This is a genomic window from Ochrobactrum sp. A-1 (assembly GCF_022488005.1).
GTDB lineage: Bacteria > Pseudomonadota > Alphaproteobacteria > Rhizobiales > Rhizobiaceae > Brucella.
Genome location: NZ_JAKVQC010000003.1, coordinates 256472 through 278874, shown reverse-complemented (window position 1 = coordinate 278874; position 22403 = coordinate 256472). Strand labels below are relative to the sequence as shown.

Genomic DNA, 22403 nt, shown 5'->3' with positions numbered 1-22403 from the left:
CGGGATCGCCTATTGCTTGTCAGCCGGTTGGCCGGCCGGAATCGGATTGACGGTGTTGTCGATTTTCACCGGAACACCGGGCGAGAGCCGGTTCTGGCCTGCGGTGATGATGATATCGCCAGCCTTGAGACCGTTCGTCACTTCGACAAGACCGGAATAACGACGTCCAAGCTTGATGAAGACCTGCTGCGCGACCTGCTTCTGGCCTTCTTCCGGCTTAGCATCGGCTGCAGGAGCCTTGGCGGCTCCAGCGGCATTGTCGCCTTCAGCAGCCTTTGCATCGTCCTGCTTCTGTTCCGGACGGACCGCGTAGACATAGTCACCATACAGACTGGAGATGATCGTGGTCTGCGGCAGTGCAATGACGTTGTCTTCTTCCGGCAGCTCTACACGAACCTGCACAAACTGGCCCGGTGTCAGTTCGTGATCTGGGTTCTGCACTTCAGCGCGCACAGAGACCAGACGGGTCGTCGGGTCGATCTTCGGATCGATACCGACAATCGTGCCAGTGAAATCAAGCGCTTCTGCAGTTGAACCGACTTTGACGGTCTGTCCGAGCTTGATGGAGGAGAGAGACTGTTCCGGGACGGTGAAATCGATACGCATCACTCCCGTGTCCTGTAAGGTAGCAATGACCGTACCCGGTGTCAGATACTGACCCAAATCGACCTTGGAAATACCGATGACGCCGGAGAATGGAGCCTTGACGGACTTCTGGGCCAGCGTTGCACGCATTTTCTCGACGCGCGCGCTTGCGGCATCGGCGACCGAAGCTGTTGTATCGACATTCGACACAGCACCAACGCCACGAGTGCGTAACGTGTCAGCTCGCTTCAGGTTTTGCTGGGCAAGAACGGCTTCGGCTTCAGCGGCTGCGAGGTCTGCTTTCTGAATGCTGTCTTCCATCTGAAGCAGCAGATCGCCTTCCTTGACTTCCTGATTGGCCTTGAAGTTGATCTTCTGCACAAGGCCGTCGAGCTGCACGGTCAGATCGACACCATTGAGTGCATTGGCCGTACCGATCGCTTCGACGCCTGGCTTCCAGACGCCCGGCTCCACCGTGACGGTAGAGACTGTCTGGGCGGGCTGCTGCATGTTGGCAAACAAGTCCTTGATAAACTGTGTTCTCCACAGATTGAAGCCAACGAGGCCTCCAACGACGATCACGAGGAATATTATTGCCAGAATAAGGCGCTTGATCATTGCGGATGCACTCCAGATGGCTCCCTGATTGATCAGGGTTGGGGGATTGGCCGCGGCGCCTTCTTTCGCATTCACGCAAAGGTCGCGCGTATTTTACTTGAATGAAAGTGGCGAATAACTGTACCGTCCGGACGGTATTGTCAACACACGAACTGTCAGGAGACACCAGTAAGTTGCTAACAAAAAAGAAAGTCTCGTCGCGCGAACGTATTTTGCGTGCTGCTACCGAACTTGCCCGCGAGATCGGACCCGCTCACCTCTCTCTCGATGCCGTAGCAGCCCGTGCCGGGCTTTCAAAAGGCGGATTGCTTTATTCTTTTCCGACAAAGGCCAAACTGCTCGAAGCAGTGGTCGAAGAATATATGAAAGAGCACGAACACGCCATGGAGGTTCAGGAAACACTCCAGAAAGGCGATAAAAATCGTGTGGCGCGGGCTTTTCTCGATGTTTACCGGGTGCAAGCCGATGATGAGCCGCCAGCCTGTGGTGTCCTTGCTGCGCTTGCCGAAGATCCCGGTTTCATGGTGCCCGTTCGGCACTATCACAGGGCTTTTCTCGACCGCATGATCAAGGACACAACCGATTCCGACACAGCGCTGATTGTCTATCTGGCCGTCGCGGGTCTCGAATGCTCCAAATTGATGGAATGTGAAATCCTGAACGATGAGGAACAGCGCGCTGTTCTCGTCCGTTTGGAAAACATGCTGACAGAAAATTGACAGTAATAGCGAAAAAGGGCGCCATGCGCCCCTTCGTTTTGGCAGTTCGCGAATCAGAGCGGGGCTATATCGCCCCTCGCCCAGCCTTCTGAGGTTTCGGCGGAAAATTCGCCAAAGCACCCATCGGCAATCGATGCGCGGATGCCCTTCATCAGATACTGATAATAGGCCAGGTTGTTCCAAGTCAGGAGCATGGCGCCAAGCGCTTCACCGGATTTTACCAGATGATGCAGATAGGCGCGGCTATAGTCGCGTGACGCCGGGCAATCCGATTCCGGATCAAGCGGACGATGATCGTCTGCATGGCGCGCATTGCGCAGGTTCACCTTGCCGAAGCGCGTAAATGCGAGGCCGTGACGACCTGCACGTGTTGGCATCACGCAATCGAACATATCGATCCCGCGCGCGACCGACTTCAAAATATCGTCCGGCGTGCCGACACCCATCAGGTAACGCGGCTTTTCCGATGGCAGGATCGGGCAGACCACCTCCAGCATGTCGAGCATCACCTGCTGCGGTTCGCCGACCGCAAGCCCACCAACCGAATAGCCCTTGAGGTCCATAGCCTTCAGCGCTTCCGCCGATTTCTCGCGCAGGCGCGCCACGTCGCCGCCCTGCACGATGCCGAACATCGCCTTTCCCGGTTGATCGCCAAAAGCAACCTTGCAGCGTTCAGCCCAGCGCAGCGACAATTCCATTGCGCGCTCGGTGTTCTTTTCCGGTGACGGCAACGCCACACATTCATCGAGCTGCATCTGGATATCGGAATCGAGCAATCCCTGAATCTCGATGGACCGCTCCGGCGTCATTTCATACGCCTTGCCGTCGATATGCGAGCGGAATGTCACGCCGTTCTCATCGAGCTTGCGCAACTGCGCCAGCGACATGACCTGAAACCCGCCGGAATCGGTAAGGATAGGGCCTTTCCAGCCCCCGAATTCGTGCAAGCCCCCAAGACGCGCCACGCGCTCGGCACCTGGGCGCAGCATCAGGTGATAGGTATTGCCAAGGATGATATCGGCGCCAAGTTCTTTCACCTGGTCCATATACATGGCCTTGACCGTGCCGGCCGTACCGACCGGCATGAAGGCAGGCGTACGCACCACGCCGCGCGGCATGGAAATCTCGCCCTGCCGAGCCGCGCCGTCGGTTGCCAGCACTTTGAATTCGAAGTTTTCGGTTGTTTTTAGGTTTTCCGGAGTCATGCGGTGTCTTTAGCTTTGTCGGCTCGCTCTAGCAAGCTGCCGTCACCATAGGAATAAAAGCGATAGCCGTTGGCGATAGCGTGTTCATAGGCGGCGCGCATCGTATCGAGACCGCTGAAGGCCGACACCAGCATGAACAGCGTCGAGCGCGGCAGATGGAAGTTGGTCATCAGCAGATCTACGGCCCGGAAGCGATAGCCGGGTGTAATGAAAATATCAGTTGGGCCTGCCCACGGACGGATGATGCCGTCTTCACCTGCCGCACTTTCGATCAGGCGCAGCGATGTCGTGCCGACACAGACGATCCTGCCGCCCCGCTCATGCACAGCATTGAGTGCATTGGCAGTCCTCTGCGACACATATCCGATTTCCGAATGCATCTTGTGGTCGGTCGTGTCATCAGCCTTAACCGGCAAGAACGTTCCCGCCCCCACATGCAGCGTTACAAAATGTTCTTCAACGCCTTTGGTCTTGATCTTTTCCAGAAGGTCGGGCGTGAAATGCAATCCGGCAGTGGGAGCTGCAACGGCCCCTTCCTCGCGGGCATAAACCGTCTGGTAATCCTTGCGGTCGCGCTCATCTTCAGCGCGCTTCGACGCGATATAGGGTGGCAGGGGAACGTGCCCGACAGATGCGACGGCCTCGTCCAGCATGGCGCCAGATAAATCGAAGACTAGAAGCGCTTCGCCTGCATCGCCCTTTTCCGCTACGGTTGCATCAAGTGTGCCGAGGAAGCAGCTTGAACCGGAATGGCCGAAACGGATGCGGTCGCCTTCCTTTACGCGCTTGCCGGGACGTAGAAATGCTTTCCAGCGATCAGGACCGGTGCGCATATGCAGCGTGGCGCTGACCTGCGAAATATTGCCGTCGCGCTCGCGCATGCCTTCAAGCTGCGCTGGAATGACTTTTGTGTCGTTGAACACGAGTGCATCGCCCGGCTGTAACAGATCGGGCAATTCGAATACCTGTCGATCTTCGAATGGCTGGCCGGGACGGACACGCAACAATCTCGCGTGGTCACGCGGCTCCGCTGGACGCAGAGCAATGCTCTCTTCCGGCAAATCGAAATCGAAAAGATCAACACGCATTATGAACCTCTAAAGCATTTCCAGCAAAAGTGCGAAGCGCCTACGCGGGGAAATCAGTCCACTGGACTGATTTCTGATCCCGCTTCGATGCGTTCGGAAATGCGGTAAACAAACTACGGCCCCGGCATGAACCGGAGCCGTAATTTCTCAATGGAATTGGCAGGATCAGATGTCGGCAGCGATGCGGGCCGTCACGATCGTGTCCGGATCGGATACAGGCTCACCGCGCTTGATCTTGTCGACATTATCCATGCCTTCAATGACCTGGCCCCAGACGCTGTACTGGCGGTCGAGCCACGGAGCGTCGGCAAAGCAGATGAAGAACTGCGAATTGGCCGAATTCGGGTTGGCCGAACGTGCCATCGAAGCAGTACCGCGCTTGTGCGGCGTGTTGGAGAACTCAGCCTTCAGGTCCGGCTTGTCCGAACCGCCCATGCCAGCCCGCGAGCCATTGAAATGAGCACCGCCGGTCTTGCCGAACTTCACGTCGCCGGTCTGGGCCATGAAGCCGTCGATCACGCGGTGGAATACAACGCCGTCATAAGCGCCTTCGCGAGCCAGTTCCTTGATGCGCGCAACATGATCCGGCGCGAGGTCCGGGTAGAGTTCGAGAACGACATTGCCCTTGGTGGTTTCAAGAACGAGCGTGTTTTCAGGGTCTTTGTAAGCCATTGGGCCTCTCCTTGTATTTACTTTTTACCGGCCTGAAGCGTGGCCTTGATGATCTTGTCTGGGTTTTCCACGGCACCATTATCGGATTCGCTACCCTTCTTTATCTTGTCGACGACATCCATACCGCTGACAACCTTGCCGACCACGGTATACTGGCCGTTGAGGAACGCGCCGTCCGCAAACATGATGAAGAATTGCGAATTGGCCGAATTCGGGTTTTGGCTGCGGGCCATGCCGACCGTGCCGCGCACGAAGGGTTCCTTGGAGAATTCTGCCGGAATATCCGGATAGTCGGAACCGCCGGTGCCGACGCGCGAAGCATCGAAGCCCTTGTCCACATTACCAAACTTCACATCGCCGGTCTGGGCCATGAAGCCCGGAATGACGCGATGGAAGGCAACACCGTTATATGCGCCTTCTCCGACCAGCTTTTCAATCTGGGCAACATGCTTCGGTGCGAGATCGGGGCGAAGCTGGATGGCAACGTCGCCGTCCTTCAGCTTGAGAACCACGGTGTTTTCGGCCTTGGCGGCGGAAGCCGTCTGGACCGCACCTTGCGACAGCGCGATAAAGGCAACAGCGGCAAGCGCCGAACGAAAGAAAGACATGATCGAAAAACTCCCTGTGGTCAGGATTTGAATTTGGCGTTCAAGGCGGCAGCAACAGCCGCAGGAACGAAAGGCTTTATATCGCCGCCCATGGAGGCAATCTGGCGAACCAATGTGGCGGTAATCGTGCGCACTGCCGGGTCTGCCGGGAGGAACACGGTCTGCAATTCCGGCGCCATCGTGCCATTCATGCCCGCCATCTGCATTTCATAGTCGAGATCGGTTCCGTCGCGCAAACCGCGCACCATCAATTGTGCGGCATGCTTGCGTGCTGCATCGATGACCAACCCGTCGAAGGAAATGACGGAAACCCGGCCTGCATCCTTGCCCAATACAGCCTTCGAGCTTTCACCGATGAGCGCCACGCGTTCCTCGAAGGTGAAGAGAGGTTTTTTGCCGGGATGAACGCCAATCGCGACAATAACCTCGTCGGCAAGGCGCAGGGCACCTTTGAGGACATCCATATGGCCGTTTGTCACCGGGTCGAAGGAGCCCGCATAAATCGCGATCGTCATTTCTTCCAGCTAGCCTTTTCTGACGGGATTTTCAACAAGAACCACTGCGATAAGAAAACAGAAACCAAGAAACCAGATGAACGCGAAATGAACAGCCATTTCACGACAAGTTCACAACCGATTTACCAAGATAGGTGCAAGTTTGGTGCAACCTTTTCGCTTCTGAAGCGTATGTATGTCGAAAGGATAACACGATGATGATCTTTCTTCTGGCATTATCCATGATGGTCGCGATGGCTGCGTCGGCAATCATATTGCTTCTCGACGAGAACGAAGCCAAGCGTCAGCGCGTGCGTCAGGTGGCATTTGACATCAATAGCTTGCGCAACATGCGTTCGCGCTAAGTATTAACAGCCGAGTTCACGCAATAGCGTTGGAGCTTGCTGGCAAAGAGTTTGTGTGATCGCCAATTCCTCCAGTCTTGGCATCTGAAAAAGGCCGATGGTTCCCGCCATCGGCCTTTTTCATTGTTCAGAACAAAAAGCCGGAGCTTCCTGACTATTCTTCGGTGCCCGCCGTTGGTGTTTCACCTTCGGAAGCTGCCTCGCCATCATTGCCGTTTTCTTCGTCGCTATCCGCTTCGGATATGCGTTCGACCGAGACGACCTTCTCGCCGTCCGCCGTGTTGAAGATCGTGACGCCCTTGGTGGAACGTCCGGCAATGCGAATACCGTCAACCGGTACACGAATGAGCTGTCCGCCATCGGAAACGAGCAGAATCTGATCGCTTGCCTCGACCGGGAACAGGGCAACAAGCTTGCCGATTTCGTCGGTCTTCGACGTGTCGGTGGCGCGAATGCCCTTGCCACCACGACCGGAAACGCGGAACTCGTAAGACGAGGAACGCTTGCCGTAACCGTACTCGCTGACTGTCAGCACGGTTTCTTCGCGTGCTTTCAGTTCCTGATAGAGTTCTTCCGAGAGATCGGCATCAACACCGACTTCTTCACCGACCACAACAATATCGTCGGCATCGTCCGCACCCTGTGCCCTGCGCTCGGCAATCGAACGCTTGAGATAGGCGGAACGGGTCGATGCATCGGCATCGACATGATGCAGGATAGCCATGGAGATGACCTTGTCGCCATCGGCCAGATTGATGCCACGCACACCGATGGAGTTGCGGCCTGCAAAGACGCGCACATCGGTAACCGGGAAGCGGATGCACTGGCCGCCAGCACAGGTCAGAAGCACGTCGTCGAATTCCGTACAGGTATCGACCGAGAGGATTTCATCGCCCTCGTCTTCGAGCTTCATCGCGATCTTGCCGTTGCGGTTGACCTGCACGAAGTCCGACAGCTTGTTACGGCGAACCGTACCGCGCGTAGTCGAGAACATGACGTCGAGGTTTGCCCAGGATTCTTCATCCTCCGGCAGCGGCATGATTGTGGTGATGCGCTCGCCCTGCTGCAATGGCAGCATGTTGATGAGCGCCTTGCCGCGCGACTGCGGTGTACCGACAGGCAGACGCCAGACCTTCTCCTTGTAGACAATGCCACGCGAGGAGAAAAACAGAACCGGCGTATGCGTATTGGCGACGAACAGGCGCGTGACGAAATCCTCGTCCTTCGTTGCCATGCCGGAACGACCCTTGCCGCCACGGCGCTGTGCACGATAGGTCGTCAGCGGAACGCGCTTGATATAGCCTGCATGGCTGACGGTGACGACCATATCCTCGCGGGCGATCAGGTCTTCATCGTCCATTTCAGCGCCACCGAAACCGATTTCGGTGCGGCGCGGCGTTGCGAACTCATCGCGAACCGCAATCATCTCGTCCTTGACGATCGTCATCACGCGCAGGCGCGATGACAGGATGTCGAGATAATCGCGGATTTCCTCGCCGATCTTGTTCAGTTCGTCGGCCACTTCGTCGCGACCGAGCGCGGTCAGGCGCTGCAGACGCAGATCGAGAATGGCACGAGCCTGTTCCTCGGAGAGATTGTAGGTGTTGTCCTCATTGATGGTGTGTCGCGGATCGTCGATCAGACGGATCAGCGGCGCTACATCGACTGCCGGCCAGCGACGTTCCATCAACTGCTCGCGCGCCGTCGTCGGATCGGGCGCACGGCGAATGAGTGCAATCACCTCATCGATATTGGCAACCGCGATTGCAAGACCGACCAACACATGCGCGCGGTCACGCGCCTTGTTGAGCAGGAACTTGGTACGGCGCGTCACCACTTCCTCGCGGAAGACGACGAATGCGCGCAGCATATCGAGCAGATTGAGCTGTTCCGGCTTGCCGCCGTTCAGCGCCACCATGTTGCAGCCGAACGAGGTCTGCAGCGGCGTGTAACGATAGAGCTGGTTCAGTACGACATCGGCAACGGCATCGCGCTTGAGTTCCACCACGACGCGATAGCCTTCGCGGTCGGATTCGTCGCGCAGATCGGAAATGCCTTCGATGCGCTTGTCACGCACCAGTTCGGCCATCTTCTCGATCATCGAAGCCTTGTTCACCTGATACGGAATCTCGGTGATGATAATGGCTTCGCGGTCACCACGCATCGGCTCAATAGTGGCGCGTCCGCGCATGACCACCGAACCGCGTCCGGTCGTGTAGGCGGAATTGATGCCTGCGCGTCCAAGAATGATGCCGCCAGTCGGGAAATCCGGACCTGGAATGATTTCCATCAATTCGGGAAGCTCGATGGCCGGATTGTCGATCAGCGCAATGCAACCGTCGATGATTTCGCCGAGATTGTGTGGCGGAATATTGGTCGCCATGCCGACAGCGATACCGCCCGAACCATTGACAAGCAGGTTCGGGAAGCGTGCAGGCATAACCACAGGTTCCTGCTCGCGGCCGTCATAATTGTCCTGGAAGTCGACCGTATCCTTGTCGATATCCGACAGGATGGATTCGGTAAGCTTTTCCAGACGGCATTCGGTGTAACGCATCGCCGCCGGAGGATCGCCGTCGATGGAGCCGAAATTGCCCTGCCCGTCGACCAGCGGATCGCGCATGGAAAAATCCTGCGCCATACGCACGAGAGCGTCATAAATAGATGCGTCGCCATGCGGGTGATACTTACCCATGACCTCACCGACCACACCCGCCGACTTACGGTACGGGCGGTTATAGGCGAGGTTCATCTCGTTCATGGCGTGGAGAATGCGGCGATGCACGGGCTTCAGGCCGTCGCGCACATCGGGCAGCGCACGGCTCACGATAACGCTCATCGCGTAATCGAGATAGGAGCGCTGCATCTCCTCGATAATGGAAATCGGTTCGATACCGCTAGGGCCGCCGTTTGGGCCACCATTCATATCGTCGGAACCGGGTGGAGGCGTTTGATCTGACACTATTCAGATTTCTTTCTCAACAGAATCGATAAAGTCACTTTATAACGGAAACCAGCAAAAAACGCCAATTTCGCGACCGTTTCGGCGAGCTATTTCCGTATATCAATTCAATGACTTAAAAGATATTCACATAAAGATTGAGCAACGATGTTGCCCGTCACGGCGCTTTGCGTCGACCATGCGCCACTGATCGTCTACAATCCATGTATCCGATTGAGCATAACATGCCAACAAGAAGGGCGCTTGCAGTATGGGGTTCTACGATACGGTTTTCAGCGCGTTCGTCACCCTGCTTGTTACAATCGATCCGCCCGGACTGGCGCCGTTGTTTCTGGCCCTGACGCCGGGCATGGAGCGGCACCACCGCGGACAGGTGGCGTTACGCGCGTCTATCATCGGTTTTATCGTGATGGCGCTCTTTGCCATTGCGGGCGCGCAGATCCTCGGCATGTTCGGCATTACCATTGGCGCGTTCCGCGTTGCCGGTGGCCTGTTGCTGTTCTGGATCGCTTTTGAAATGATTTTCGAGAAGCGGACGGAGCGCAAGGAAAAGAGCGCCGAGGTGGCGATCACCAAAGACCATATCCGCAATATAGCCGCCTTCCCGCTCGCCATTCCGCTGATTGCCGGTCCCGGAGCGATCTCGGCTATCGTGCTGACCTCGGACTCGTTCCACGGTATCGGACCGCGAGCCGCTCTGCTTGGCGTTATCTTCGTCTGCCTGTTGATTACCTATCTCGTGCTGCTGCTGGCGGAGCGCGTCGACCGGTTTCTGGGCGAAACCGGTCGTTCCATCCTGACCCGCTTGCTCGGCGTCATTCTGGCAGCGCTTGCCGTTCAGTTCGTTGCCGACGGCATCAAGACACTCATCAACGGTTAAGCCGATTTCTGCGCCTTCTTGCCGATCATGGCGTGACGAAGCTTGGACGAGAACCAGTCGATCACGGCGACGGCGATCAGGATCATGATGATCAGGAAGGAAACATCCTGAAGGTTCAGAACCTTGATCTGCTCGGCCAGATGCGCGCCGATCCCGCCTGCCCCGACGATGCCGATGATTGTCGCCGAACGGGTATTCGACTCGAAGAAGTAAAGCACCTGACTGCCGATCAGCGGCAGAACCTGCGGCAGCACGCCAAAGCGATAACCGTGCAGTCTGCCGCCGCCCGATGACACCACACCTTCGACCGGCTTCTTGTCAGCACCTTCAATGGCTTCGGAGAAAAGCTTGCCGAATGCCCCGAAATCCGAGCAGGCGATGGCGAGAATACCGGCAAACGGTCCAAGCCCCACAACCGAAACCCAGATCAGCGCCCAGATCAGCGTATCGACGCCGCGAATGGTGTCGAGGAAGCGGCGAATGCCAAAATGCAGGAACACATTCGGGATAATGTTCTTCGCCGCCAGGAACCCGAACGGAAAGGCGAGGATTGCCGCCAGCAATGTGCCGAGATAGGCGATTGCCAGCGTTTCCATCATCGACCACAGATAGAGGCTGAAACGTCCGCCTGACGATGGTGGCATCATCATCAAGGCGAAATCGCCAAGGCGCCCGAGGCCGTTGAGAATACGCAGCAGCGAGAAATCAAGCCAGTAGAAGGCGAACCAGACCGACGCTATAATAGCTACGGTTAAAATCGCCAGATTGCGCCATGTGCGGCCATTGCCGAACAGATCGGCGTATTCGGTCCTCAATTCCTTTTCGTGTGCATGTGCCTCACGGGAGAGAGTTTGTGCAATGTCGGTCATAATTCTCTCCTCAACCTATACGGCCAAGTAGTGCGTGACGCACGTGCTGTGTAATGAGGTCGATGACAACAATGGTCACGATAATCAGAAGCAGGATGGCGCTGACATCGCTGTAATAGAATTGGCGGATCGAGGTGAGCAGTTCCTGCCCGATACCACCCGCCCCCACAAAGCCCATGACGGAAGCGCCGCGCACGTTGATTTCAAAGCGCAGCAGGCCATAGGAAGCAAAATTCGCTGCCACTTGCGGAAGCACGGCAAAGCGAATGACCTGCAAGCCGGAACCGCCCGATGCGCGAATGCCCTCCACCGGGCGCATGTCGATGTTTTCGACGACTTCGGAAAACAGCTTGCCCAGTGCACCTGTCGTGTGAAGCATCAGCGCCAGCACACCGGCCATCGGTCCAAGCCCGAAGGCGATAACGAAAAGCAGCGCGAAGACGATTTCCGGAACCGTGCGCAACAGTTCCAGCCCGCGACGCACAATAAAACGCACCGTCGAATTGGGAGCCATATTGGACGATGCTGCGAATGATGCGGCAAAAGCGACGACCGCACCGATCAATGTCGCCAGATAGGCGATCAGCAGTGTCTCGAACAGCATCTTGAGCCAACCGCCGAGGTTCCAGTACCACGCAGCCAGATCGCCCCAGAAATTGGCGATGGTCAGATCCGGCAGAATGCGACCGAGATAGCTTGTAAAGCGAAAGAGATTTTCGACCAGCGTGCCCGGCCGAACATCGGCAACGACGGAGGCAGCAATGGCGACAACGACAAGCGCAAGAAGGAGCGCGATACCGTAGAGACGTCGTTTGCCAACTTCTCTCCGATAATCGGCAAGCAGGCTTTTTGCTCCGTTGCCGTCTAGTGAGGATACCGTCATGCGAGATTCCCTAATAAAAGTGCCCGAAGCTTTAGCGGCTTCGGGCACTTCAATTATTCTACGGATTAGGACTTGCGTGCCTTGTCGTTGAACTTGAGCATCTCGATGATCGGTTCATAGTCCTTGGCTTCGGTGGCTACGAATTCCTTGTCCTTTCCGTCGGAAAGAGCGTCAAAGCCGGCCTTGTCCTTCTTCGGCATGTCGAGGAAAGCCTGCTTGATGTCGGCCTTCAGCTGGTCGGGCAGCGCGCTGAGAACAGCGAACGGACCTTCAGGAAGGAAGTCCGACTTGAAGATGATGCGGAAATCATCCTTCGTCATTGCCTTGCCGTTGGCATCTTTCAGAACGCCGCGGCTGACCATGCGGGTCAGGTTGGAGTCGTCTTCCGAATTCCAGGAGTTGGCAGCAGCGTCTGCGGTACCCTGCGCGAGAGCGAGAACGGCGTTTTCATGGCTGCCCGCGAAGAAGTTCTTACCGAAGAACGTATCGACACTATAACCGTCACGGTTTAGGAAGAAGCGCGGAGCGTTGTTACCCGAGGTCGAATTTGGATCGACGAGAGCAATGGTCTTGCCCTTCAGGTCTTCCATGGTCTTGTACGGGCTGTCAGCGCGAACATAAACAACCGAATAATAGCCGTTGACGCCAGTGTCGTGACGCTGGTTGACAAGCGGCGTGGTCTCAACGCCAGTCATGACGGCGCGGGAATAAGATGCCGGGCCATAGAATGCGATCTGGATGTTACCGGCGCGCTGGCCCTCGATTACAGCAGCATAGTCGTTGGCAACGCGCAGCGTGACCTTCGTGCCGAGTTCCTTGCCGAGATAGGCAGCCAGAGGTGCATAACGGTCGGAAGTGGTCGAAGCGTTTTCTGCTGGGATCACGCCCAGAACGATTTCCGGGTAGTCCTTGCTCCAGTCAGCAGCCTGAGCGGTGGAGGCCATCATTGGCATGGTCAGCGTAGCGGTAAGCGCAGCAGCCGCCAGAAAGTTTCTACGGTTAAGCATAGGTATCTCCTGTTAATCCCCGATTTTAGAAGGTAATTTTCCTGCGTTTACGCGGAAAGCTGACGCAGAACGGCTTCAGCCGACTGCGGAACTGGCATTGGCATTGTTTCGCCCTGCTGCTCATCGGCATCGATGACGTCAGCGGCTTCCATGCCGTAAAGGTCGCGTGCTGCCATTTCGGTCAGCATCGACGGTGTGCCGCGGAATACGATCTTGCCGGCCGACATACCGACAAGACGGTCGCAATAGCTGCGCGCAATATCGAGCGAGTGCAGATTGCAGAGAACCGTGATGCCATATTCGCGATTGATGCGACGCAGGGCGTCCATGACGCTGCGGGTGTTGCGCGGATCGAGCGATGCAATCGGCTCGTCGGCGAGAATGATGCGCGGCTGCTGGACAAGCGCACGGGCAATCGCCACGCGCTGCTGCTGGCCGCCCGAAAGTTCATCGGCGCGATGCGCTGCAAGATGCGCAATATCGAACTGCTGCAAGGCGGAAAGAGCAATCAAACGCTCCTCATCGCTCCAGATGCGCAGAAGCGATTTTGGCGTCGAAACATAGTTCAGACGGCCCATCAGAACGTTGGTCAGAACATCAAGACGATCGACCAGATTGAAATGCTGGAAAATCATCGCGCATTGCGCACGCCAGTCGCGCAGTCCCGAACTTTTAAGGCCCGTAACGTCGCGACCGTCCCAATGGATAGTCCCTTCGGAAGGTTCGACAAGGCGATTGATCATACGCAAAAGCGTCGACTTGCCCGCGCCAGAGCGCCCGATAATTCCCACAAACGTGCCCGGCTCGATTTCGAGGTCCACGCCCGAAACCGCCACCTTGTCATTATAGCGGCGCGTTATGTTTTTCAGTTGAAGCATGAATTCGTCTCCATTCATGCTCACTCTGAATTGCTTCCATGACACTGCGATGAAAGCAGAATGACGTTTGTGTAAATTTACACGCCGCTATAGAGATTTTATCTAAGCGATTGTTTTAACAGATATTTCATTTAAGTGACGAAGGAAGGCGTCTGTGGATGCATTCACATTGCCGGAATTGTCTATTGTGACAACATCCGCGGCACCGTCATCAAAGCTCACTTCGCGCGCCAGCCGCAAGGCGATTTCCTCCCGGCTTTCACGACCGCGCGATGCAAGCCGTTCAGCGAGAACGTCCGGTCGGGCCGTTATCACGACCACAGAGCGCGACGTGTAGAGCCTGCGAATATCACCCAGAACCCGTCGCGAGACATTGGCGACCACAACGATGCCGTCAGCGATTTCATCATCAAGCGATTTCGGCAATCCATAGCTCAGACCATGCGCCTGCCAGTGCAGGGCGAAAGCGCCCTCACCTGCCGACTTTGCAAATGCCGCTTCATCCAGACTGTCGTGATCTTCCGTTCCCGGCATTTGCGGGCGGGTTATGATGCGGCGCACAAAATGAAACCGCGTGTCGCCCGCAAGAGCCGCACGCGCTGCATCCATGATTGTATCCTTGCCGGCCCCGCTGGGGCCGACAACGGCGACGAAACAGCCTTTCGGCATATCGGATTGCATCTGCATCAGAGCACCCGCTCGCCTTCGCGCCAGACAGTGCGGACAACCGGGATCGCGCCTTTCGGGCGCACGCGAACCATATCGGCACGTTTTCCGATAGCGATCTCGCCGCGATCATCCATGGCCATGGCGTCGGCGGGATTCTTGGTCACAAGGCGGACCGCGTCAGGCAACGCAATGGCGCGTTCGCCCGAAGCAAGACCGAAAGCCGATTGAATGAGGCTAAACGGGATATAATCCGAAGACAGAATGTCGAGGCTACCATTATCAACAAGATCGCGTGCAGCGATATTGCCGGAATGCGAACCACCGCGAACGATGTTTGGCGCCCCCATCAGAATCGAGAGCCCTGCGCCTTTTGAAGCATTTGCGGCTTCCATCGTGGTCGGAAACTCGGCGATCCGCACACCGTGGTCGAGCGATTCATCGACATGCGCGCTGGTCGCATCATCATGGCTGGCCAGAACGATGCCGCGCGTCGCAGCCAGTTCGGCGATGGAACGGCGATGCTTGGCCGAATAGGCGTCCGAATCCGCCATGCGCTTCTCACAATGCACGCGGAACTCCTCATCCGTGAGCTTCATTTTGCGCATGTAATAGGTGCGATAGGTCTCAAGATCAACGAATTGACGTTGTCCCGGCGCATGATCCATCAGCGAAGCGAGTTTGACGCGGTCGTCACCTGCGAAAAGCTCGAATGTTTCCAGGCAATCCGCCGACGAAACCTCGCAGCGCAGGTGCAGAAAGTGGTCTGCACGCAAGCGATTTTCGCGAACACCGCTTTCGATAGCATCGGCAAGCATCCGCTTATCCTCGCCTACGAAGTCGCGGTCATAGTCGGAACCAACGCGCATCGCATCGAAAACTGTCGTAATGCCGGATGCTGCAACCTGCGCATCATGTGCCTGAACCGCTGCATCGACATTCCAGCGAACTTTCGGACGCGGCGCATAATGGCTTTCGAGCTGGTCCGTGTGCAGCTCAATCAGACCCGGAATGACATAATCGCCATCCATGTCATCGCCGCCATTGGTATTGCCCTGATCGATGGCTGCAATTTTGCCGTCACGGATCAGGATAGAACCGGAAACAATCTCGTCAACAAGCACGATCTGTGCATTTTTCAGAACGATTTCATTAGCCATTGGATAGCTCTTTCATGACCGCATTTGTATTGGCGGGTGTTTCATATTTCGAGAGAAAAGCTTCGATATCGAGCGCGCGGAAATCATCGAGTGCTTCGTGCAAACGCTCATGGCTCCAGTCCCACCATGCCAGCCGATCCAGGCGATTGCCGGTCGCAGCGTCGAAGCGTTCGCGAATGAGACGCGCCGGTACGCCGCCCACAATCGTATAGGGCTCCACATCCTTGCTCACCACTGCACCGGCACCGACAACGGCACCATTGCCGACTGTCACGCCCGGCAAAATGGTTGAGCCGTGACCGAGCCATGTATCATGACCGATCTTCACGGCATTGCCGCGACGCCACTCGAAGAACTCCGTCTCATCCTTTTCTTCCGGCCAGTAATCACCGGCGCGGTAAGTGAAATGATGCAGTGTCGGACGCCATGTCGGATGGTTGGTGGCGTTGATGCGCACATGGCTGGCGATGTTGGAAAACTTGCCGATCTCCGCGCACCAGATTTCGCAATCGACGCCAAGATAGGAATAGTCGCCCAGTGCGGTTTCAGAAACGCGGGAGCGCTCGCCGATCTCCGTATAGCGACCAAGCGTGCAACCGCTAACGACGGCGGTTCCATGCACCAGCGGCTCCACCGAGAGTTTGGTCATGCTAGCGCCCTCGGAGAAAAAGCTGTCACGTCGATAATCCGGTCGGCAACCTCCGTGCGCACATCCTCATCGTGGAAGATGCCGAGCATGGCGACGCCCTGCTCTTTCTTGGTCTTGATGAGATCAACGACGACCGCACGGTTCTTCGCATCGAGCGAAGCGGTCGGCTCATCAAGCAGCAATACCGGATGATCCGTAATGAAACCGCGCGCGATGTTCACGCGCTGCTGCTCACCGCCGGAGAAAGTCGCAGGTGGCAAGGCCCACAGCCTTTCCGGCAGGTTGAGCTGCGCCAGAAGTTCGCGAGCGCGGTTCAGTGCCGCTTCACGATCGACGCCACGCGCAACCAGCGGTTCGGCAACCACATCGATTGCCGCAACGCGTGGCAGCGTGCGCAGAAACTGGCTGACATAGCCGATCGTGTCGCGACGCACCGCCAGCACCTCACGCGGACCGGCGGTGGCAAGATCGACAACCGTGTCGGCATGGCGGATCAGGATCGAGCCGCCATTGACCGCATAATTACCGTAGACCATTTTCAGGATCGAGCTTTTGCCCGCACCCGAAGGGCCGCCAAGCACGGCGCATTCACCGGCATGGAGTTCGAAGTTCACGCCGCGAACGACCGGAAGTTCGATGCCGCCTTGCAGATGCATCACGAAGGTTTTCGTGACATCGGTGACGGCAAGCGGGGCTGATGTTTGCAACATAGACATTTTTCACCTCGCGCATGAAGTTCGGCTAATTTAGGAACAACATGCTACAAATATCTGTTTTAGTTTACTAAACCTGCAGAATTGACGACACGAGTAGCTGCGTATATGGCGCCTGCGGATCGTCTAGCACGCGGTCGGTCAGTCCCTGTTCGACAATATGGCCGTCTTTCATGACCATGATGCGATGGGACAGAAGCCGGGCCACGGCGAGATCGTGGGTAACGATAATCACCGAGAGGCCAAGGTCGCTGACGAGGCCGCGCAACAGGTCGAGCAGACGCGCCTGTACCGAGACGTCGAGACCGCCGGTTGGCTCATCCATGAAGACAAGACGCGGAGCGGTCACCAGATTGCGGGCAATCTGCAGGCGCTGACGCATACCGCCAGAGAAGGCGCGCGGCTGATCGTCGATACGGTCGGAAGCGATTTCGACGCGTCCTAGCCATTCCGTCGCCGTCGAGCGGATATTGCCATAATGGCGTTCACCAACGGCCATCAGACGTTCGCCGACATTGGCACCGGCCGAAACCGTCATGCGCAATCCGTCCGCCGGGTTTTGATGCACAAAACCCCAGTCGGTCCGCATCAGGAAGCGGCGTTCCGCCTCGCCAATTTTGTAGAGATCGCGGAATTCACCGTCGCGCATCCGGTATTCAACCGTGCCGGACGTCGGTTCCAGACGGGTTGCCAGACTGTTCAGGAGCGTCGTCTTGCCGGAACCGGATTCACCGACGATGGCCAGCACTTCGCCTGGCCACAGATTGAAGGAGATGTCCGCGCAGCCACGGCGATTGCCGTAAAACTTCGACAGGCTGTTTACTCTCAGCAGGGGTTCGTTGTTCATTCTGCTGCCTCCTTATTCGCTGCCAGATGACCGAAATGGCCGTTGGCCTGACGGTCTTCGCAAAAATCGGTGTCGGAGCAGACGAACATCGAGCCGCCACGGTCGTCCAGCACGACTTCGTCCAGATAGACGCCCTTCGCGCCGCAGAGCGCACAGGGTTCCTTGAATTTCTGCACTTCAAACGGATGGTCCTCGAAATCGAGGCTTACTACCTGCGTGTAAGGCGGGACGGCATAGATGCGCTTTTCGCGACCGGCACCGAACAATTGCAATGCCGGAGACATATGCATTTTCGGATTGTCGAATTTCGGCGTCGGCGAAGGTGCCATCACATAGCGCCCCTCGATCATCACCGGATAATCATAGGTCTTGGCGATATGGCCGTGACGCGCAATATCTTCGTAAAGCTTCACATGCATGAGGCCATATTCGGCCAGCGCGTGCATCTTGCGGGTCTCGGTTTCGCGCGGTTCAAGAAAACGCAGCGGCTCGGGGATCGGCACCTGATAGACGATCACCTGCCCTTCGGTCAGCGGATATTCCGGAATGCGGTGACGGGTCTGGATGATGGTCGCCTCGCCCGTATGGGTAGTAACGGCGACATCGGCTGTCTTCTGGAAGAAAGCGCGGATGGAGACGGCATTGGTCGTGTCGTCAGCACCCTGATCGATGACCTTCAGCACATCGTCCGGCCCGATGATCGAGGCGGTTACCTGCACGCCGCCGGTGCCCCAGCCATAAGGCATCGGCATTTCACGGCTGGCGAAAGGCACCTGATAGCCGGGAACGGCAATGGCCTTCAGGATGGCGCGGCGGATCATCCGCTTGGTCTGCTCGTCCAGATAGGCGAAGTTGTAATTGGCCAGATCGCTCATGCTGCGGCCTCTTTCATCTGGTTGTGCGCTTGGTCATATTCCGCGCGCATACGGCGGATGAGATCGAGTTCTGCCTGAAAATCCACGTAATGCGGCAGTTTCAGATGCTCAACGAAGCCGGTGGACTGCACATTGTCGGAATGGGAGATGACGAATTCCTCGTCCTGTGCGGGAGCGGTCACATCCGTATCGAACTCGCGAACACGCAGCGCACGGTCGCAGAGCGACATGGACATGGCCTTACGCTCACTCTGGCCGAACACCAGCCCATAGCCGCGTGTGAATTGCGGTGGCTGCTTGGCCGAACCTTTAAACTGATTGACCATCTGGCATTCAGTCAGTTGCACACGACCGAGCGAAACGGCAAAGCCAAGTTCGGGCACGTCGAACTCGACATCCACTTCGCCAATGCGGATTTCACCAACGAAAGGATGCGTGTTGCCATAGCCGCGTTGGGTGGAATAACCGAGCGCCAGCAGGAATCCTTCGTCGCCACGCGCCAGTGCCTGAAGGCGCAGGTCGCGTTCCATCGGAAATGTCCAGGGTTCGCGGGTCAGGTCGCCCGGTTCGTGACCTTCCGGCAGGGAACCGTCATCTTCGATCATCCCGTTGACACCGAGAATATCAGTTACACGTGGTGTCTCTTCCGGCTGAGCCTCCCGCGTTTCCGGTTCCGGCACGGCCACATCGCCGGCGAGATCGGGATCAAGAAGTCGATGTGTATAATCGAAAGTCGGCCCCAGAAGCTGGCCACCGGGCAGATCCTTATAGGTCGCCGAAATGCGGCGCTCGATCAGCATCTGGGCTGTTTCCATCGGACGGGAATAGCCAAAGCGCGGCAAGGTGGTGCGGTAGGCGCGCACCAGAAAGATTGCTTCGATCAGATCGCCACGGGACTGACGCACAGCAAGCGCGGCCAGTTCGCGATCATAGAGCGAACCTTCGGCCATGACGCGATCGACCGCCAGCGCAAGCTGCTCGACAATCTGATCGAGACGAAGTGCCGGGACCGAACGGTCACCGCGACGGCGATCATCGAGAAGACGGTGGGCATTGCGGATGGCTGTTTCACCACCCTTTACGGCAACATACATTTTCAGCCCTCCAGATTGCTTACGCGCGTTGTGCGGGGAAGCGCTGCAACAGCACCGTCGCAGACCAGAACAAGATCCACGCCAAGCGGATATTGCGCGCCGTTCTCGCGCCATTGATTGATGAAATCCTGCGGCAGACCTTCGACGTGAAGCGCTCGTTCACCATCGATACCGGGGCCTTTGAGCACAAAGCCCTGCCCGCTTGTCAGTGAGGCAACAGCGAGGACAATAGTTGTCGAACGATCAGGAAACTCGGCGTCACCCTGCGAAAATTCTGCCAGGGACGGCAGCAGCGATAGATTGCTGACCAGAGCGAATTGCGCGGCGTCTGTATTATCGACATGTGGCGCACCGGTGTGAAAAGTAAGCCAGGCGGTTGCACTTTCATCGGCAGCTATCGCTGCATCGCACCAGACCGTCGCATCATGATCGAGCAAAGTTGCTGCAATAACGCCCAGTTCAGGCGTCAGCGGCTGCGGTGGGGTGGCTGCGCGAGCCAGCGGATAGATGCGGCCGGGATTGGCCATGGCATGCATGACGGCATGGAATGCCGACTGCGCATCCGTCATCGGATCGACAAAGCCGCCCTCAAACGCGGAGGAAGTGCTGTTTACAGCAGAAGGAAGCATTAATTGTCTCCCCGGACCATTGTGAAGAAATCAACCTTGGTGGCGGCAGCTTCGCCGCGCAGCGTGGCGTCCGCGTCGTCGAGCCGCTTGCGCAAGACATTCAGCACCCGCGTCTCCACCGCATCGCGTTGGCCTTCATCCAGCCACAGCGCATCGAAAAGAGCGGCAAGGCGTGCCTTTTCCTGATCGCGACCAAGTGCATAAGAATGACCGACCGAGCCGTCGGAGAGCCGTACCGTAGCGCGCGTCACCGTTGCCTCGCCGACATTGAAGGCTGCGCCGCCGCCGCCAATGCGGCCACGCAGCATTACAAGGCCGGTTTCCGGTCCGCGCAGAACCTCGAATTCAGGCTTGTCCGACCATGCCTGCCAGAAAGCCTGCAGCTCTTCGCCACTTGCACGCGCAAGAACCGCCATGCTCGCCTGCCTTGCGGCTTGAACTGGATCTGGCGCCTTTCTGCTTTCAGTGGCGGAACCGGCTCCGCCTCCCTTCGCGCTCTGCTCCGTACCGTACATGAGCTTCCCTGCCCTTTGAGATCTTGTTGACTTGCTCTTCGGATTTGTCTAGTTATATAGACAACTATACAATACCAGAATGAATACACCCTGCCAATGACAGGACGATGACAGTTGATGACAAAGACCAGAAGAATTGAGAGAAACAGCGGTGTGGCGATCTGGCGGCAGATTGCCGACGAGATACGCGGCGACATCATGGCGGGGAAGCTTCAGTCCGGTGCGCGCATGCCTGCCGAGATGGAACTTGCCGACAGGTTTGGGGTCAATCGCCATACGGTGCGCAGCGCCATTGCCGCGCTGACGCAGGAAGGCGTGCTGCGCGCCGAGCAAGGTCGCGGCACATTTGTTGCCAATGCAAAGCGTCTGACCTACCAGATTGGACGCCGCACCCGCATTTCGCAATCGCTGGCTTCGCAGGTGCGGGAAATGCAGGGGATTCTATTGGCATCAGGCATCGAACCCGCAACTCGGGAGATCGCAGACGCACTTGAACTGCATACTGGCGATGAAGTGATCCGGCTTGAAACGATGCACAACGCCGATGGCTATCCAATTTCGATAGCGACTCACTGGATCGATGCTGTGCGCTTTCCTTCTTTTGCGCAGGATTATGCGGAAAGCGGCTCGATAACGGCTGCATTAAAAGCTGCCGGGATCGCCGATTACCTGCGAAAGTCAACTGTCATATCGGCGCGCCATGCCGACCCGGAAGACCTAAGAAACTTGAAATTGTCTCCGGGTGCCATCGTCGTGACAGCTCGTGCGGTGAACGTCGATACGGATGGAAAACCGATCCAATATTCGCTGTCACGTTTTTCGGCTGACAGGATGGAGTTTTCTATCGAGAACGACGAGAACAGCTAATCATCGAGGATGAAGTTTTCGTGGAAGCCGATAATTTCGTCCTAATATCAAAGCCCGTCAATTGGACTCATTGAGCTCTGGTTAAGCCAGTGCGGCGGCTGAGCATTTGATGTATGCGCTGGATGGCTACTCCAGATCGCATCTTGACTCACATATAATATCCATTATTCTGGATACATGGAAAGCGAAGTAGCAATCACGGCTTTGGCCGCTCTCGCCCAATCGACAAGGCTTGATACTTTTCGATTGCTGGTCAAACACGAACCTGCCGGGATACCTGCAGGCGAATTGGCGCGTATGCTGGATATACCGCAAAATACAATGTCGGCCCATCTGGCAACCCTATCGCGGGCTGGCCTCGTGAAGAGCGAGCGACAGAGCCGCTCGATCATATACCGCGCTGATCTGGATCGATTTCGCGAACTCACGCTATTCATGATCAAGGATTGTTGCGGTGGCAGCGCCGAACTCTGCGGGCCTCTTATCCAGAGCCTGACACCTTGCTGCGCACCCACGGCGACTGCAGCAACCCGATAATCACGGGCTGGTGACACC

General features: G+C 56.9%; 25 protein-coding genes. 5 read left to right on the top strand and 20 right to left on the bottom strand.

All coding sequences use genetic code 11. The features are described 5' to 3' along the window. Window positions 1–9 precede the first annotated feature (9 nt). Window positions 10–1203 carry an efflux RND transporter periplasmic adaptor subunit gene (locus MKS82_RS02930; RefSeq protein WP_109987844.1) on the bottom strand — a complete coding sequence of 398 codons (1194 nt, stop codon included), beginning with the start codon at window positions 1201–1203 and terminating at the stop codon, window positions 10–12. A gap of 101 nt (window positions 1204–1304) precedes the next feature. Between MKS82_RS02930 and MKS82_RS02925 the strand changes: the two genes are divergently transcribed. Beyond that, a complete protein-coding gene (locus MKS82_RS02925) occupies window positions 1305–1922 on the top strand; it encodes a TetR/AcrR family transcriptional regulator (RefSeq protein WP_445558054.1) in 618 nt (205 codons plus the stop codon). Between the two features lie 53 nt (window positions 1923–1975). Here the strand turns inward: MKS82_RS02925 and tgt are convergent, their stop codons facing one another. The 5 genes from tgt to coaD form a co-directional block, all read right to left on the bottom strand. Continuing rightward, on the bottom strand, window positions 1976–3127 hold the full coding sequence (gene tgt, locus MKS82_RS02920; RefSeq protein ID WP_109987842.1) for a tRNA guanosine(34) transglycosylase Tgt: 1152 nt from the start codon (window positions 3125–3127) through the stop codon (window positions 1976–1978). Beyond that, window positions 3124–4215 (bottom strand): tRNA preQ1(34) S-adenosylmethionine ribosyltransferase-isomerase QueA, encoded by a 1092-nt coding sequence (queA, locus tag MKS82_RS02915; RefSeq protein ID WP_109987841.1) that lies wholly within the window; start codon window positions 4213–4215, stop codon window positions 3124–3126. The genes tgt and queA overlap by 4 nt, the downstream gene beginning before the upstream one ends. Window positions 4216–4380: 165 nt before the next feature. Further along, the gene (locus tag MKS82_RS02910) at window positions 4381–4887 is read right to left on the bottom strand and encodes a peptidylprolyl isomerase (RefSeq protein WP_109987840.1); all 507 of its coding nucleotides are present in this window, start codon (window positions 4885–4887) and stop codon (window positions 4381–4383) included. Between the two features lie 17 nt (window positions 4888–4904). Then, window positions 4905–5495, bottom strand: coding sequence for a peptidylprolyl isomerase (locus MKS82_RS02905; protein ID WP_109987839.1), 591 nt, complete (start codon window positions 5493–5495; stop codon window positions 4905–4907). A gap of 20 nt (window positions 5496–5515) precedes the next feature. Then, window positions 5516–6010 carry a pantetheine-phosphate adenylyltransferase gene (coaD, locus tag MKS82_RS02900; protein ID WP_109987838.1) on the bottom strand — a complete coding sequence of 165 codons (495 nt, stop codon included), beginning with the start codon at window positions 6008–6010 and terminating at the stop codon, window positions 5516–5518. A 194-nt stretch (window positions 6011–6204) separates the two neighbouring features. Between coaD and MKS82_RS02895 the strand changes: the two genes are divergently transcribed. Continuing rightward, complete coding sequence (locus MKS82_RS02895) at window positions 6205–6354, top strand: hypothetical protein (protein WP_168436506.1); 150 nt, start codon at window positions 6205–6207, stop codon at window positions 6352–6354. A 154-nt stretch (window positions 6355–6508) separates the two neighbouring features. Here the strand turns inward: MKS82_RS02895 and gyrA are convergent, their stop codons facing one another. Further along, window positions 6509–9280, bottom strand: coding sequence for a DNA gyrase subunit A (gene gyrA, locus MKS82_RS02890; protein WP_109987875.1), 2772 nt, complete (start codon window positions 9278–9280; stop codon window positions 6509–6511). Between the two features lie 286 nt (window positions 9281–9566). Between gyrA and MKS82_RS02885 the strand changes: the two genes are divergently transcribed. Next, window positions 9567–10196: a MarC family protein gene (locus tag MKS82_RS02885; protein ID WP_109987837.1), complete on the top strand. Its 630-nt coding sequence runs from the start codon at window positions 9567–9569 to the stop codon at window positions 10194–10196. Here the strand turns inward: MKS82_RS02885 and phnE (MKS82_RS02880) are convergent. The 13 genes from phnE (MKS82_RS02880) to phnG all read right to left on the bottom strand — a co-directional run bounded on the left by phnE (MKS82_RS02880) (window position 10193) and on the right by phnG (window position 20882). After that, window positions 10193–11065 (bottom strand): phosphonate ABC transporter, permease protein PhnE, encoded by an 873-nt coding sequence (gene phnE, locus MKS82_RS02880; RefSeq protein WP_109987836.1) that lies wholly within the window; start codon window positions 11063–11065, stop codon window positions 10193–10195. The two genes, MKS82_RS02885 and phnE (MKS82_RS02880), sit on opposite strands and share 4 nt — an antisense overlap. Window positions 11066–11075: 10 nt before the next feature. After that, on the bottom strand, window positions 11076–11948 hold the full coding sequence (gene phnE, locus MKS82_RS02875) for a phosphonate ABC transporter, permease protein PhnE (protein ID WP_109987835.1): 873 nt from the start codon (window positions 11946–11948) through the stop codon (window positions 11076–11078). Window positions 11949–12013: 65 nt separating this feature from the next. Next, entirely contained in the window at window positions 12014–12955 is a 942-nt protein-coding gene (gene phnD / locus MKS82_RS02870) for a phosphonate ABC transporter substrate-binding protein (protein ID WP_109987834.1), read from the bottom strand. 47 nt (window positions 12956–13002) lie between these two features. Next, window positions 13003–13833, bottom strand: coding sequence for a phosphonate ABC transporter ATP-binding protein (gene phnC, locus MKS82_RS02865; protein ID WP_109987874.1), 831 nt, complete (start codon window positions 13831–13833; stop codon window positions 13003–13005). A gap of 102 nt (window positions 13834–13935) precedes the next feature. Further along, the gene (gene phnN, locus MKS82_RS02860) at window positions 13936–14514 is read right to left on the bottom strand and encodes a phosphonate metabolism protein/1,5-bisphosphokinase (PRPP-forming) PhnN (RefSeq protein ID WP_109987873.1); all 579 of its coding nucleotides are present in this window, start codon (window positions 14512–14514) and stop codon (window positions 13936–13938) included. Between the two features lie 5 nt (window positions 14515–14519). After that, window positions 14520–15659 (bottom strand): alpha-D-ribose 1-methylphosphonate 5-triphosphate diphosphatase, encoded by a 1140-nt coding sequence (locus MKS82_RS02855; RefSeq protein WP_240578309.1) that lies wholly within the window; start codon window positions 15657–15659, stop codon window positions 14520–14522. Beyond that, window positions 15652–16308 (bottom strand): DapH/DapD/GlmU-related protein, encoded by a 657-nt coding sequence (locus tag MKS82_RS02850; protein ID WP_109987832.1) that lies wholly within the window; start codon window positions 16306–16308, stop codon window positions 15652–15654. Before MKS82_RS02850 ends, MKS82_RS02855 begins: the two co-directional genes overlap by 8 nt. Further along, on the bottom strand, window positions 16305–17024 hold the full coding sequence (gene phnL, locus MKS82_RS02845) for a phosphonate C-P lyase system protein PhnL (RefSeq protein WP_109987831.1): 720 nt from the start codon (window positions 17022–17024) through the stop codon (window positions 16305–16307). Before phnL ends, MKS82_RS02850 begins: the two co-directional genes overlap by 4 nt. 67 nt (window positions 17025–17091) lie before the next feature. Continuing rightward, window positions 17092–17868, bottom strand: a complete 777-nt coding sequence (gene phnK / locus MKS82_RS02840; RefSeq protein WP_109987830.1) for a phosphonate C-P lyase system protein PhnK — start codon at window positions 17866–17868, stop codon at window positions 17092–17094. Further along, window positions 17865–18743, bottom strand: coding sequence for an alpha-D-ribose 1-methylphosphonate 5-phosphate C-P-lyase PhnJ (locus MKS82_RS02835; protein WP_109987829.1), 879 nt, complete (start codon window positions 18741–18743; stop codon window positions 17865–17867). Before MKS82_RS02835 ends, phnK begins: the two co-directional genes overlap by 4 nt. Beyond that, the gene (locus tag MKS82_RS02830; RefSeq protein ID WP_109987828.1) at window positions 18740–19837 is read right to left on the bottom strand and encodes a carbon-phosphorus lyase complex subunit PhnI; all 1098 of its coding nucleotides are present in this window, start codon (window positions 19835–19837) and stop codon (window positions 18740–18742) included. Before MKS82_RS02830 ends, MKS82_RS02835 begins: the two co-directional genes overlap by 4 nt. 2 nt (window positions 19838–19839) lie before the next feature. Further along, the gene (phnH, locus tag MKS82_RS02825; RefSeq protein WP_240578308.1) at window positions 19840–20466 is read right to left on the bottom strand and encodes a phosphonate C-P lyase system protein PhnH; all 627 of its coding nucleotides are present in this window, start codon (window positions 20464–20466) and stop codon (window positions 19840–19842) included. Beyond that, window positions 20466–20882 (bottom strand): phosphonate C-P lyase system protein PhnG, encoded by a 417-nt coding sequence (phnG, locus tag MKS82_RS02820; RefSeq protein WP_240578307.1) that lies wholly within the window; start codon window positions 20880–20882, stop codon window positions 20466–20468. Before phnG ends, phnH begins: the two co-directional genes overlap by 1 nt. A 213-nt stretch (window positions 20883–21095) precedes the next feature. Between phnG and phnF the strand changes: the two genes are divergently transcribed. Further along, on the top strand, window positions 21096–21848 hold the full coding sequence (gene phnF / locus MKS82_RS02815) for a phosphonate metabolism transcriptional regulator PhnF (protein WP_181394281.1): 753 nt from the start codon (window positions 21096–21098) through the stop codon (window positions 21846–21848). A gap of 177 nt (window positions 21849–22025) precedes the next feature. Continuing rightward, on the top strand, window positions 22026–22385 hold the full coding sequence (locus MKS82_RS02810) for an ArsR/SmtB family transcription factor (RefSeq protein WP_109987824.1): 360 nt from the start codon (window positions 22026–22028) through the stop codon (window positions 22383–22385). Window positions 22386–22403 lie beyond the last annotated feature (18 nt).

Bases quoted from the DNA above. Each gene is read 5' to 3' on its own strand.
- MKS82_RS02930 (WP_109987844.1), bottom strand. From the start codon at position 1,203: ATGATCAAGCGCCTTATTCTGGCAATAATATTCCTCGTGATCGTCGTT.
- MKS82_RS02925 (WP_445558054.1), top strand. From the start codon at position 1,305: ATGAAAGTGGCGAATAACTGTACCGTCCGGACGGTATTGTCAACACAC.
- tgt (WP_109987842.1), bottom strand. From the start codon at position 3,127: ATGACTCCGGAAAACCTAAAAACAACCGAAAACTTCGAATTCAAAGTG.
- queA (WP_109987841.1), bottom strand. From the start codon at position 4,215: ATGCGTGTTGATCTTTTCGATTTCGATTTGCCGGAAGAGAGCATTGCT.
- MKS82_RS02910 (WP_109987840.1), bottom strand. From the start codon at position 4,887: ATGGCTTACAAAGACCCTGAAAACACGCTCGTTCTTGAAACCACCAAG.
- MKS82_RS02905 (WP_109987839.1), bottom strand. From the start codon at position 5,495: ATGTCTTTCTTTCGTTCGGCGCTTGCCGCTGTTGCCTTTATCGCGCTG.
- coaD (WP_109987838.1), bottom strand. From the start codon at position 6,010: ATGACGATCGCGATTTATGCGGGCTCCTTCGACCCGGTGACAAACGGC.
- MKS82_RS02895 (WP_168436506.1), top strand. From the start codon at position 6,205: ATGATGATCTTTCTTCTGGCATTATCCATGATGGTCGCGATGGCTGCG.
- gyrA (WP_109987875.1), bottom strand. From the start codon at position 9,280: ATGAATGGTGGCCCAAACGGCGGCCCTAGCGGTATCGAACCGATTTCC.
- MKS82_RS02885 (WP_109987837.1), top strand. From the start codon at position 9,567: ATGGGGTTCTACGATACGGTTTTCAGCGCGTTCGTCACCCTGCTTGTT.
- phnE (WP_109987836.1), bottom strand. From the start codon at position 11,065: ATGACCGACATTGCACAAACTCTCTCCCGTGAGGCACATGCACACGAA.
- phnE (WP_109987835.1), bottom strand. From the start codon at position 11,948: ATGACGGTATCCTCACTAGACGGCAACGGAGCAAAAAGCCTGCTTGCC.
- phnD (WP_109987834.1), bottom strand. From the start codon at position 12,955: ATGCTTAACCGTAGAAACTTTCTGGCGGCTGCTGCGCTTACCGCTACG.
- phnC (WP_109987874.1), bottom strand. From the start codon at position 13,833: ATGCTTCAACTGAAAAACATAACGCGCCGCTATAATGACAAGGTGGCG.
- phnN (WP_109987873.1), bottom strand. From the start codon at position 14,514: ATGCAATCCGATATGCCGAAAGGCTGTTTCGTCGCCGTTGTCGGCCCC.
- MKS82_RS02855 (WP_240578309.1), bottom strand. From the start codon at position 15,659: ATGGCTAATGAAATCGTTCTGAAAAATGCACAGATCGTGCTTGTTGAC.
- MKS82_RS02850 (WP_109987832.1), bottom strand. From the start codon at position 16,308: ATGACCAAACTCTCGGTGGAGCCGCTGGTGCATGGAACCGCCGTCGTT.
- phnL (WP_109987831.1), bottom strand. From the start codon at position 17,024: ATGTCTATGTTGCAAACATCAGCCCCGCTTGCCGTCACCGATGTCACG.
- phnK (WP_109987830.1), bottom strand. From the start codon at position 17,868: ATGAACAACGAACCCCTGCTGAGAGTAAACAGCCTGTCGAAGTTTTAC.
- MKS82_RS02835 (WP_109987829.1), bottom strand. From the start codon at position 18,743: ATGAGCGATCTGGCCAATTACAACTTCGCCTATCTGGACGAGCAGACC.
- MKS82_RS02830 (WP_109987828.1), bottom strand. From the start codon at position 19,837: ATGTATGTTGCCGTAAAGGGTGGTGAAACAGCCATCCGCAATGCCCAC.
- phnH (WP_240578308.1), bottom strand. From the start codon at position 20,466: ATGCTTCCTTCTGCTGTAAACAGCACTTCCTCCGCGTTTGAGGGCGGC.
- phnG (WP_240578307.1), bottom strand. From the start codon at position 20,882: ATGGCGGTTCTTGCGCGTGCAAGTGGCGAAGAGCTGCAGGCTTTCTGG.
- MKS82_RS02810 (WP_109987824.1), top strand. From the start codon at position 22,026: ATGGAAAGCGAAGTAGCAATCACGGCTTTGGCCGCTCTCGCCCAATCG.